Origin of the sequence: Mucilaginibacter sediminis (assembly GCF_051903035.1) — a bacterium.
Lineage (GTDB): Bacteria > Bacteroidota > Bacteroidia > Sphingobacteriales > Sphingobacteriaceae > Mucilaginibacter.
Window position 1 is genome coordinate 2,078,021 of sequence record NZ_CP170602.1, and the last position, 12,449, is coordinate 2,090,469.

The following is a 12,449-nucleotide window of genomic DNA, read 5'->3' on the forward strand; positions in this document are numbered from 1 at the left end:
TTTTCCATATAGGCTGCTTTAGATTTTTACTGGTTATTGAACTGTTTAATTGGTTATTGTTTATTGCTTTCCAGCGTGAAGCTGTTGCCGTTTATACTGTAAGTTGCATTAAGCGTTTTTTTAAGCATCTCCATAATGGCAGGCAGATTCTCGTTGGTAAAATCAGCCTTCAAAAAATCGGCATTAATGCTCTCGTCCTTTGAGCTGATATTTACATTGAAGTTTTTATTGAGTGTTTTAAACACCTCCCTTATTGGTGTATTGTTAAAAGAAAGACTTGCTTTTTTCCACATACTCAGTGATGCATCCTTTATCACTATATTCTTTTTAAGATCATCGGCCGCTTTATCATAAACAGCTTCCTGGTTGGGCAGCAACATAACCCCATCACCGGCACCAAGCGTTTCGTTTACGCCTGGCCTGGTTTTATGCTGCCCGTCCACAGATACCGAAACCTTACCGGTAATCACATCTACCCGGGTAGTTTTATCTGCCGCGTAGGCGCGAATCCTGAAACTTGTGCCCCATACTTTGGTAATTACATTACCTGTTGAAATAGAAAACGGGCGTGAATGGTCTTTGGTTACTTCAAAAAATGCCTCACCGGTTAATGAAACCTTGCGGCTACGCTTTTCGAATGTTTTGGTATAAGTTAAGGCCGAACCGGGGCTTACCCAAACCCGGCTACCATCTGATAAAACAATATCTTTGATAGCATTAGAGGTATTGCTAAAAACCAACTGTGTGTTTGTAGCCTGTAAGGTATTATTTGCCGGTTGTGGTTTTAGTTTGATAAAAAACACCGCGATTAAAACAGCAGCAGCACCAGAAAGCCAGTACAGCACGGTTTTTAATTTGCCTGCCCTGTTACGATTAATTGAAATTACCTCATCGCCTTCGGCCGCGTTGATGTTGCTGTTGATGTTGTGCCACATCAGCATTTTGAAAAGTTCCTGTTCGCGGGCCGAAAGCTCAGTAACATCGTCCCTGTCAAGTTCAAACGACTCATACCAGGAAAGGATCATATCCCTTTCGTGCTCATCACAGTTGCCTGCAAAAAATTTCTCCAATAGCTCGGCAGGTATTTTCTTTTTCATTAGGAACTTGTTTTGGACAAGAGTTAATATTGGTTATATAATAAGATGTAACCTAAGTAAGACGCATCCCCTACTCCTGTTTAAAATATTTTCAAAAAAATTATTGGAATAAGTACAGGTGTGTTTCTAAGGTGGGGGGGATTTGATTACCTCAAAAGGAAAAACAACACCAGGATATTAAGGTGTACCTTTAGAAACCGCAGCGCTTTGGTCAGGTGATTCTCTACCGTTTTTTCAGAAATACCCAGAAGCAGGGCTATTTCTTTATTCGTTTTATACTGATTGCGGCTTAATTCAAATACATTGCGGCATTTGGGTGGTAAATGGGTAACCTCGGCCTCAACCCGTTCAAGCAGTTCTTTGTAGTAGTAATTTTCTTCGGTGGAGTTATCGTTAACAATCAGCAAAATTTCACTGTATGAATTGCGCACGGCCTCGGCCCTTTTATGGTTAAGTACCAGGTACCTGATAGAAGTAAACAAATACCCCTGAAGCGATGTAACTATTTTAACCTGCTGCCGGTTGATCCAAAGGCCGGTAAAAAAATCCTGCACAATCTCTTTGGCCGTTTCTCTTTCTTTGAGGCGTTTATAAGCAGCAGCGTAAAGTTTAAGCCAATAACGGTTGTAGATCTCTTCAAACGCGCTGATACTATCCTTTTCGAAAAGTTCGATCAATTCTACATCCGTAAGGTCACAAAACTTTTTCATTCTTTACGATAATTACCAACACAAACTGCATAGCTAAATCGTAACCCGACACTATAATCGTAGAGTTTACAATTAATTGAAAGGTAACAATATTCAATAAAGCTATTTCATTACAATTACTTAGGCTATAACTGTGGCAATATAAGCATATTTTTAAATCGCCATACGAAAATTAAAAATAATTGTGTTTTACACACTAATAAAAGAACTACCTGCCACCTTGATATTCCGGGATAACACTCATTTAATTCCGCGACACCATCGATTGTAATCCGCCAGTAATTGGTAATAATACATCAGTGTAATTTGGGGGCTTTTCATGAAATAACATGTCTAAACTTTTTTCTAAGATAACGACTCTTGTTAATCGAAATGCACTATTCAAAAGCCAGAATAACCAATCATTTAAAACCTTAAAATACTTACGGTTATACTGATCAAACGAAACAACATCAAACTTTAATAAAAATTGATTGACAGCAAACAAGTAACGAAAAGTGATAATTGAAACAGAGCATGGTGCGAGTTAGATTACGTAATTAATATCTTCAAAAGAATTAAAGTACATCTGTAATTCTTTTAACATATCCAGGAAAAACGGTTCAAACGAAACCCGTTTAAGGTGATTTAAAACTCAAAACTTTAAGAATTCCTTGCCTATTTATAAAGCCTTTAACTTTCAAATCTTGGATTATGGGTTCAATAAACCTTAAAAAGCCCTCTAAGCTTTCAAAGTATTCCCGCTCAGGGGTACTAACCGGATGCTGGTTAGAAAACTAAAAGGGTTGTACTTGTAAAAAATCAAACATTTTTCATTGGCTTTCAGTGCGTTACCATAGAATGCTAAATAAACAAAAGCGGTTCTAAACATACCATCATCCCATAGCAGATTATCTTTGCCTCCCTAATCAGGGTTTGCTTCTGTACTATGTTCTCCCTCTCGTCGATCTGATGTAAGTTGGCTAATTTTGGAAGTAAGCGTTGAATTAAATCATCGATAGTATCAAGCTGAGGCTTGTTTTTCCGTTTAAAGCGAATTCCCGTTTAGATTTTCCCTCCTTGAATTTTTTGAAACCACGTTTTGTAGGTACTTGCTTCAATTTTCATTATTCATTAATCGCCTTATCAGAAAACGTTATTTTTAAAGTGTAAGCGCTAACATATCGATAATTTGCCTATGGGTTATCTCCCTCTCTGCATTGATGGTCTGCAATAAAATTCAAATGTGCATTCTGATTGTGCTGCAAAGCACTTTTGCTGATATTCTTGTGGTAACGTGTCTTGAGACTATCTGAATATTCCGGAGTCGTCGTTCCAAAATATCAAACAAACCATTCTGTAACACTGACAATATTAATTTTTTTGATTATTGATGCCAATGTTATAGGTAACAAACCGAATTCAGCGTTCTAAAATGCGCGGAATAGACTGGCCAAGCCACCCGACATATCCGTTTAACGGATGGTGTACGAAATTCATAATCGAAGAGTACGAAGTCATTTCCATTTTTGGGAGCACAATCAACCCTCCTGGGATTACCCCAAATCTTAACCTATGTTAAGGTTATTTCTTACCATAAATCAAATGAGAATGGTGATTTAAAGACCAGTTTTGTGATGTCCAATAAGACAAAAAACTTAAACATCAGAAAAATGAAAAATTTGACAAAAATCGCAGCCGTATTATTATTGATGGTGAGCGCTGGTACTTTATCCGTAAAAGCACAATCAAAACAGGAAATTGCTAAAATGCAGCAAGAGTTAAAACAACTGACAGCAGCCGACAAACTGGTTCAACGCCACCTGAAAACTTTTGATACATTAGATTATACCGTTTTCAGTGGACAACAGTGGGCACGCTTCCACGAAAGTCATGGCGCCAATATCAAAGTATTCTGGCCTGATGGTCATATAACCACTGGCCTGGCCAAACATATCGAAGACATGAAAGCTTTGTTCGTTTATGCACCTGATACCCGTATCAAGCAGCACCCTATCCGTTTCGGCTCAGGAAACTTTACAGCCGTTACCGGCGTTTTCGAAGGTACATTTACCAAACCTATGCCTATTGGCAACGGTAAATTCATCCAACCGACCGGTAAAAAATTCAATATCCCTATGGCTACCATCGGAATCTGGAAAGATGGTGTAATGACCGAAGAACATTTGTTTTGGGACAACAAGGCTTACCTTGACCAAATTGGTTTAGGCAAATAATCCACATACTCCGCAGGCATACCAAATGGCGTGCCTGCTTAAATTGAATATATGAAATTGCAGGAACTGGCAACTATTGCCGGGAATTTTCCATTGAGGGAAAAAAATATGCCCTTGTTATTTATCGGTCATGGTCATCCCATGAATGCCTTATGGGATAATGATTTCACGCGGACACTGACCAAACTTGGTCAAAGCTTAGATAGACCAAGTGCAGTGTTGGTTATATCAGCACATTGGGAAACTGTTGGCACCTATGTAAGTGTTAATCCGGCACCACGTACGATCCATGACTTTGGCGGGTTCCCCGAAGAACTGTTTCGTGTTAAATACGAACCGCAGGGGCACCCTGAATTAGCCCGGGAATTAAAATCACTCGTGTCACTTACTGATGTGATGGAAGATCATGATATGGGTCTTGACCATGGCACATGGACAGTATTAAAATTTATCTGGCCGGAGGCTGACGTGCCAGTATTTGAAATGAGTATGGACTATTCAAAAGATGCGGCCTTCCATTTCCGCTTAGGTGAACAGCTGAAAGCGCTGCGGCGTAAAGGCGTACTCATCCTTTGCAGCGGGAATATCGTGCATAACCTCCGAATGATTGATTGGCGGAACATCGATGCCCAACCGTATGATTGGAATTTTGAATTTGATGGATTTGTTAAAGAGCAATTAGAACATCGAAACTTCGGCGCTTTGATTAACTACGATAAAGCAGGTTTAGCAGCACGAATGTCTATTCCAACCAATGACCACTACCTGCCTTTGATGTATGCGATAGGATTGATCGAAAAAAGCGAACCGATAAAACATATTTACGAAGGCTACCAATTCGGCAGTTTGAGTATGCGTTGTTTTCAGGCAGGATAATTATTATTAAATATACTATGATAATGAAAATTAAAACAGATGCCCTGAAGGGCGAAGAGCTGATGCTCATATATAAAATGCGTGAGGCAGAATTATCCGAAAAAAAGCCAGGGTTAATTCTTTTATTACATGGAATTGGCAGCAATGAAGAAGACCTTTTCAGGTTAGCAAACCAATTTCCGTACGATTTTGTAATAGTTTCGGCAAGAGCACCTTATACGATTTCTCCCGGAAAGTATACCTGGTTTGAATTAGGATTCAACAACGGCGAACGGGTAATTAATCCTGAACAGGCTGAAAAAAGCCGTTTGGTCATCAATACATTTATCAGCCAGTTGGTTGACAAATATACTATTGACCCAAAAAAAGTTTTTCTTGGTGGTTTTAGTCAGGGCGGTATCATGTCTTACAGCGTTGGTCTTACTTTCCCTAAAAAATTCGCGGGAATATTCATTTTAAGCAGTCGTTTGTTACCAGAAGTTAAGCCGCTGATCAGACCGGGTGAAGAATTGCAAAGCTTGCCGATATTCATAGCCCATGGGAAAAACGATCCCGTATTGCCTGTAACCTATGCGACTGATGCACTCGCTTATCTGCAAACTTTAACCAACAACATTACCTACCACGAATACGATATGGTTCATACCGTGGGTGAAAAGGAGCTTGCTGACCTGCTTGATTGGTTATTGGCCAAAACTGTTTAAATTGCGGATATAATTTATCCGCATGCGCTCATCTCTCCTATTTGACAACTTTAATAAATATGCTATAATAACGGAGTCGGATTTTGAACAAATCGAAAAGATAATGTCAAAAAGGTTCGTTAAAAAAAGAAAGACTTTATTAACTGAAGGAGATATAAGCCGCTACATTTATTTTATTGAAAAGGGCGCTCTTCGTTCTTTTACGATCGATAAAGAAGGTGCAGAGCATGTCATTCAACTGGCGCTGGAGGATCATTGGATTGCTGACCTTTACAGCTTCGTTACCCAGGTGCCGGGGAATGTCAATATTGAAGCCATTGAGGATAGTGAGGTTTTACTTTTGCCGCATCATGAACTCGACCTGCTTTACGATCAGGTCCCGGCTTTAGAGCGATATTTCCGTCACTTATTCCAGCGCGCTTATGTGGGCTTACAACAGCGGCTTAATACCACAGTGAGCCTCAATGCAGAGGATCGTTACAGGATGCTGATCCATGACTTCCCCCAGGTTGCAGCCCGTGTACCTCTTATCTATGTGGCATCTTTCCTGGGCATTACCCCGGAAAGTTTAAGCCGGATCAGGAAACAGCTTTTTCATTAGCGGATCTAATATATATCCGGCCAACATTATTCTTCCTTATCCTTTTCAGGGAGCACTTTTTTCAATAAACCGGGAAGTTCATTTATTTCAAAAGGTATAGAAATGAAACTATCTGCATAATGATCAAATGAGTTTTGCGCCGAACGTTTTAAAGTTGAAAATAAGATTACCGGAATGGCTTCGGTGGGCTCATTGCTCTTCAGATAGTTATATATCATCTCGCTGTCTTCACCCCACAGCTGAACATTGAGCAAAAATATATCAGGCAAATTAAAGGAATCCAATAGCAGCAGGCTTAAAAGCTCGGTACTCCCGTATCCCTCGTACCCTATACCTTCAAGAAAAACAGACATCATCTCTATAAACGCGCCGTCATCATGGGCTATATATACTTTTTTCCTCATCGCAGTTTTCAATGTATGTCCATATAGCCGAAGATTTTTGTTTGAATTTTCCGGCCCCCTCAATTCCTGACAGCGGCAATAAACGTCGTGGATAGCGGATCCAAACTTAGCCTTTACTGTTAAAATACGATGCTGGGTGCTCCCCGCGGAATCGCCCATCATCAATGATCACTCAATTCAATTCGACTAAGCTCAGTCTGTTCATTTTTCTTGAATTTCACAGCCAGTTTATCAATGATCAGGTACATCGCCGGAACAACAAACAATGTCAGAATCATAGAGCTTGTCAATCCGCCGATGATCACCCAGGCCATACCGTTTTTGATCTCGGAGCCCGCACCACTGGCAATAGCAATAGGGAGCATACCAAAGATCATAGCCAGCGTGGTCATCAGGATCGGCCGTAAGCGTTCTTTACCTGCTTCGATCAATGCTTCCTTAACATTCCGCCCTTCCGCTTTAAGCTGGTTGGTAAAATCAACGATCAGGATGGCATTTTTAGACACCAGGCCCAATAGCATGATCACGCCGATGATCGAAAAGATATTCAGCGTTTCCATGGCAAGCGCCAGGGCCAGCAAAGCGCCGATCAGGGCCACCGGTATGGAGAATAATACCACAAAGGGATAGATCACACTTTCATAGAGCGCCACCATGATGAGGTAAACCAGGACAATAGCAATAATGAGGGCAAGACCCAGGCTGCCAAAGGCGTCGGCCTGATTCTTTACATCGCCAAGATACTCCACAGATATACCTTCCGGGAGCTTGATTTTTGCCGCTTTTATTTTGATCTCACTGGCGACCGTGCCGGTTGGCCTGCCCGCAACATTGGCGTTAACCGTGATAGAACCCATCCGGTCGCTTCGCTGTAAAACACTTTCACCCAACCCGTCCCTGACTTCAGCAAACTGGCTCAGCACAAAGACCTGGCCGTCACTATTGATGAAAGAAAGGTTTCGCACATCGTTAATGTTAGACCGGTCATAACGGTCCAAACTGATCAGGATGTCATACTCATTGCCCGATTGCTTGAACTTGCCCTTACGGTTGCCACTGAAGGCATTCTGTAAAGCGCCGCCAACCTGGCTGGCGTTGATACCCAGTAAAGTCATTTTATCACGGTTCAGCTTCACCTCTACCTGCGGCTTCCTGTCTTTGACCGAAAGCTGTACGAATTTGGTACCGGGTATGGTAGCCACCATGTTCCGGTACTGCTCGGCCACGCTTCGCACTGCTTCCCGGTCCACTCCTTTGATAGCGATCTGTATAGGTGCTGAACTGGCGTTACCGGTGATGGAGGTTGATGATGCGGTCACTTTAACACCGGCAATAGCAGCGCTCAGTTTTTGCTGTATGATAATGCCGAACTCATCGGCAGTCATACTCCGCTCTTTGCGATCTTTCAGGCTCACCGTGAGTTCAGCCCTGTTCGCGTTATTACCGGTTCCAACTACACCGCCGCTCACAAACCCGATACTGGAAAAGACCTTGTCAACCTCAGGCTGTTCCATGATTATCTTTTCTACCTGCTGTGTTACCATATTGGTTTGATAGATGGACGCTGCCGGTTCGAGTTCAAGGTTGACCAGTAATTCGCCCTGGTCACTCGAAGGAATAAATGACGCGCCGATAAAGCCTTTGCCGACCAGCATAAGCGAGCCGATAATGAGTACAATTACCCCCGACAGCAACCAGCGCTTTTTGTGCAGCATCACCTCCAGCATCTTGCCGTAGCTTTCTTTCACGATGTCAATCACATGCTCAAAGCCCAGGTTTATACGGCCCCATAGAGTGTCCTTCGTCAGGTGCTCCAGCCTGCCAAAGCGGCTGGCCAGTAACGGCGTTACCGTGAATGACACAAACAGGCTCATTAACGTAGAAATTACCACCACCAGGGAAAACTCCCGCAATATAGAACCGATTATCCCCCCCGACAATGCCAGCGGCAGGAACACCACAACGTCTACCAGCGTGATTGCCATAGCTGTAAAACCGATCTCGTTACGGCCATCCAGCGCGGCCTTTCGGCGTTCAGATCCCATCTCCAAGTGCCGGTAAATATTCTCCAGCACCACAATGGAATCATCGACCAGGATACCGACTACCAGCGACATGGCCATCAGCGTCATCAGGTTGAGCGAGAAACCCAGGAAATACATCGCGATGAAAGTCGGGATGATGGATGAAGGCAGCGCGATCATCACAAACATGGAACTGCGGAAACTGTGCAGAAAGGCTAACATCACCACCCCCACAATCGCAACGGCCAGGCCAAGGTCTTCCATTACCGCGTTGGCCGAGCGAAGCGTATAGGTGGACTGATCGCTCGATATAGTAAAGCGGATGCCCTGAGCCTTATACTGGCCTTCCAACCGGCTGAACATCGCTTTTACGCCTTTACTGACATTCACTGCATTGGCATCTGTTTGTTTAATTACCTGTATACCAATGGATGGCAGACCATTAATATGGTTAATGGCCGTCAATTTTGCCGTTGCGTCAACTACTTCGGCAATATCTTTCAGATAGATACTGCCACCGCCTGGTTGTTGTTTCACAATGAGGTTACGGATCTGGCCGACAGAGGCCACATTGGCATCAAACTGAATAGATACCTGCTGGTTTTGGGTTTCAATCCTGCCCGCAGGAAAAGATTTATTCGCGTTATTGATCGCATCGCTTACCTGGGTAATGCCCAGCCCGTATGCCCGTAATTTTCCCTGATCGATATTGACCTGTATCTCCCGCTCATCGCCGCCAATAATGTTAATCTGTCCTACACCGCTCACATTCTGAAGCATGGGGCGAAAGTCCTGATCTACCAGGTCATATAATGCTTTGGGTGCAAGCGTTGAAGTTACACCTGCACGAATAACGGGTGTTTCCTCCAGATTGATCTTATTGACTATTGGGCGGTCAATATCATCCGGCAGGTCATTTTGTGCCTGGTCTGCCTTCCGCTGAATGGCGCGCTCTGCCTGATCCACGTCTGTGCCGCTTTTTAGCTGAACGGCGATCTGCGATACGCCTTCCTGTGAGGTTGAACTGATTTTATCCAGGCCTTCTACCGAAGCGAAAGCGTCTTCCAGTTTTTTAGTTACGGAGGTTTCGACCTCGGCTGCCGAGGCACCCGGGTACACTGTACTTACAGAGACGGTGGCTACCTCGATATTGGGCAGGAGTTTATAGTTGAGTTTGGAATAGCTCAGGGCTCCGAACAGGAAGAGTACGGTAAAGATAACGATGATAAATAGGGGCCGTTTAACGGCAATCTCTGCTATTGACATGTACCGGTGTTTTAGTTTGTAAAATGGATCTTAGGATCTTTATTTTTAAATAGGTTTGTAAGGCGATCAGCAACAGCACAATGACGCCCAAAATGATATTGGACCGGGATGGCCTGCCTTGTTGATTATTTGCCGTCATACCGGTACTTATTTGGAAATACTTACCGGCGTGCCGTCCTTCAGATTGATCTGGCCTGATATGACCACCTGATCGCCTGGTTTAAGGCCGCTGGTTACAACGATCATACCGCCCATTTCGGCTCCCGTTTGAATACTTTTCTGCCTGGCAATGCCATTTTCAACCACATAAACCGTAGCACTCTTTATGCTTTCCGTCAGCGCCTCACGCGGGATGACCAGCACCCGCTGGGATGTCTTTTCAGAGAAATCGGCGTAAACAAAAGTTCCGGAACGCAGTATCGCTTTTTGCGTGTTATCGATCTGTATTTCCACAGGGTAATTGTGTGTCTGATCTGCCTGCGGACTGATAAAGGTTACCGTACCGGCAAACACCTTACCAGAATAAACGTCGGTAGTTATTTTTACTTTCTGCCCCTGCACAATCTGGTAAACCTCAGCCTCCGTAAGGTTAACCTGCACCTTAGCTTTGGACAGGTTGACGATGGTGGCTATCTCCGCACCTGCATTTACAAAAACACCTTCTTCAACTGGCCTGGCAGATATAATGCCGCTGGTTGGCGCTTTGATGGAAGCATCAGCCAGGTTCTTGCGCGCCTGGCTTGCCTGGTTAACGGCATTTGAATAATCCTGCCGGATATTGTTCACCTGCTCCTGTGTCGCGGCCTTCCCCTGTAGCAGCTCGGTATAAGTGTTCAGGTCGTTATGCAACTTGGCTACACTGGTTTCCGCTTTTTGTAACTCCAGCTGCTGGCCGCGGGTATCGGTCAGGGCCAGAACCTGTCCTTCGTCCACCTGGTCACCTAATTTAAATCGTACCTGTAACAAGGTGCCACCTGTTTTAGCAAGAGCTTTGGCTTCCTTAAAAGGTGCGAGATTACCGGTTTTTACCATACTGATCTCTAATAGCTGCTCTCTGACAGAAGCTGCCTTAACCGGGATGCGGACCGTGGTGACAGGCGCCGGCCTGTTCTTTTCGTCCAGTTTCTTCTTATTGGATGTAAGCCGGAATACGATCAGCGCCGCAATCGCTAAAAGGGCTATAAGTACAATATATTTAGTTTTCATGTGCTGATGATAAGCCGGTGTAAAATGTTTTTAATGTTCCGCCTGCTTTTTCAAGGTCGATACGGGCCTGAAAAAAGGCATACAGCGAGTTGAGGTAATTATTTTGCGCCTCTTTTAACGAGTTTTGCGCGTTCAGCCAATCGGTAAGGTTGGTAGTGCCTTTTTGTAACTGCAGGTTGGTGGTGCTGAGTACAGATTGCGCCAGCTGTATATTACGACGATTGTTCTCTACGTTGCTTTGTTCTTTAAGTACTTTGGTTCGCGCGTTCCCGTAGTCCAGCTGATATTTGTCTTCATCCAGCTTCAGGTTCTCCTGCGCGTTTAGGCGTTTATATTTAGCCTGGTTATATTGCGCGTTACGCTTAAAGAAATCAAACAACGGGATACTCAGTTTAAGACCTATCGCTGAATAGGGCGACATGCCGGAAAATGCTGGCCCAAGCTGGTCGCCGAAACCGATGAGACCATATTGCGCATAAGCGGTCAGTTTAGGAAGGGCACCTGCTTTAATCCGGCTTTCGTCTATCTCCAGTAGCTTGGCATTCACCTGCGAAATGCGGTAATCGGTACGGTTATCTGCTGTAAATGTACTGTTATAGGCAAGCGTGGCAGCAGCGGGCGTAAACACATCGCGGGCAGCTATACTATCAATAGCAAGCTTGTCATTGAAGGGGTAACCCATCTCATACTTAAGTTGATTTTCGGCAAGGGTAAGATTGCTCTCGGCCACCTGTATCTGCGATTGGGCGTTATTATAGTCAACGGTTACTTTATCTGCGTCCTTTTGCAGGGCCGTCCCCTTTTTTACCTGGAGGGCAATAATTTCCATTTGCCTCTTGTAGGTTTCCTGATTGGCTTTTAACAGGTTAAGCTGCTCCCGGTAAACAAATATCTGCGAATAAGCCGTACTGATATTATAAATGATGGTTTCGTCGTTCTGGCGTTGGTTCAGCACCGCTTGCTGAGCATTGTATTTATTCGCTTTTAAACCGGTAAGCAATGACTGATCGTAAATGGTTTGATCAATACGTGCCACATGGTTTGTATTAAATTTCTTGGTAAACGCAACCCGCAGGTCGTTTGGCCCGAAAATCCCGGCAGGGATGACGGTTACCTGAACCTTCAGGTTATCATCCAGCGTACTGTTAACCCCGATGCCGGGCAGATAAGCGGCCAGGGCCTCCCGGGCTTTGGCATCCGCGATTTTCTTTTCATTGGCGTATATGGCATTACTCCGGTTATTTTTCAAACCATAATCAATGCAGGCTTTAAGCGACCAGGAGGCCTGGGCAGCTAACCCCAAAGGGAGAAATACCAGTAATAGGAATACGATGTTTTTGCTCAT

The 12,449-nt window shown here is 43.9% G+C and carries 10 protein-coding genes; 4 read left to right on the forward strand and 6 right to left on the reverse strand.

Annotated elements, in window-relative coordinates; genetic code table 11:
* Positions 1 to 53: 53 nt before the first annotated feature.
* Together ACFGVS_RS08185 and ACFGVS_RS08190 are read right to left on the reverse strand one after the other, a co-directional pair.
* Complete coding sequence (locus ACFGVS_RS08185) at positions 54 to 1,097, reverse strand: FecR family protein (protein WP_439698220.1); 1,044 nt, start codon at positions 1,095 to 1,097, stop codon at positions 54 to 56.
* A gap of 146 nt (positions 1,098 to 1,243) precedes the next feature.
* On the reverse strand, positions 1,244 to 1,807 hold the full coding sequence (locus tag ACFGVS_RS08190; protein ID WP_439698221.1) for an RNA polymerase sigma-70 factor: 564 nt from the start codon (positions 1,805 to 1,807) through the stop codon (positions 1,244 to 1,246).
* 1,652 nt (positions 1,808 to 3,459) lie between these two features.
* Between ACFGVS_RS08190 and ACFGVS_RS08195 the strand changes: the two genes are divergently transcribed.
* The 4 genes from ACFGVS_RS08195 (at position 3,460) to ACFGVS_RS08210 (ending at position 6,204) form a co-directional block, all read left to right on the forward strand.
* Complete coding sequence (locus ACFGVS_RS08195; protein WP_439698222.1) at positions 3,460 to 4,023, forward strand: ester cyclase; 564 nt, start codon at positions 3,460 to 3,462, stop codon at positions 4,021 to 4,023.
* A gap of 51 nt (positions 4,024 to 4,074) precedes the next feature.
* The gene (gene ygiD / locus ACFGVS_RS08200) at positions 4,075 to 4,899 is read left to right on the forward strand and encodes a 4,5-DOPA dioxygenase extradiol (RefSeq protein ID WP_439698223.1); all 825 of its coding nucleotides are present in this window, start codon (positions 4,075 to 4,077) and stop codon (positions 4,897 to 4,899) included.
* Between the two features lie 23 nt (positions 4,900 to 4,922).
* Positions 4,923 to 5,603, forward strand: a complete 681-nt coding sequence (locus ACFGVS_RS08205; RefSeq protein ID WP_439698224.1) for an alpha/beta hydrolase — start codon at positions 4,923 to 4,925, stop codon at positions 5,601 to 5,603.
* A gap of 103 nt (positions 5,604 to 5,706) precedes the next feature.
* Entirely contained in the window at positions 5,707 to 6,204 is a 498-nt protein-coding gene (locus ACFGVS_RS08210) for a Crp/Fnr family transcriptional regulator (protein WP_439698225.1), read from the forward strand.
* Positions 6,205 to 6,230: 26 nt separating this feature from the next.
* Here ACFGVS_RS08210 and ACFGVS_RS08215 read toward each other — a convergent pair whose 3' ends face one another.
* The 4 genes from ACFGVS_RS08215 to ACFGVS_RS08230 form a co-directional block, all read right to left on the reverse strand.
* Complete coding sequence (locus ACFGVS_RS08215) at positions 6,231 to 6,608, reverse strand: hypothetical protein (protein WP_439698226.1); 378 nt, start codon at positions 6,606 to 6,608, stop codon at positions 6,231 to 6,233.
* A 161-nt stretch (positions 6,609 to 6,769) separates the two neighbouring features.
* Positions 6,770 to 9,898, reverse strand: a complete 3,129-nt coding sequence (locus tag ACFGVS_RS08220; RefSeq protein WP_439698227.1) for an efflux RND transporter permease subunit — start codon at positions 9,896 to 9,898, stop codon at positions 6,770 to 6,772.
* A 147-nt stretch (positions 9,899 to 10,045) separates the two neighbouring features.
* On the reverse strand, positions 10,046 to 11,104 hold the full coding sequence (locus ACFGVS_RS08225) for an efflux RND transporter periplasmic adaptor subunit (protein ID WP_439698228.1): 1,059 nt from the start codon (positions 11,102 to 11,104) through the stop codon (positions 10,046 to 10,048).
* On the reverse strand, positions 11,094 to 12,449 hold the full coding sequence (locus ACFGVS_RS08230; RefSeq protein ID WP_439698229.1) for a TolC family protein: 1,356 nt from the start codon (positions 12,447 to 12,449) through the stop codon (positions 11,094 to 11,096). The genes ACFGVS_RS08225 and ACFGVS_RS08230 overlap by 11 nt, the downstream gene beginning before the upstream one ends.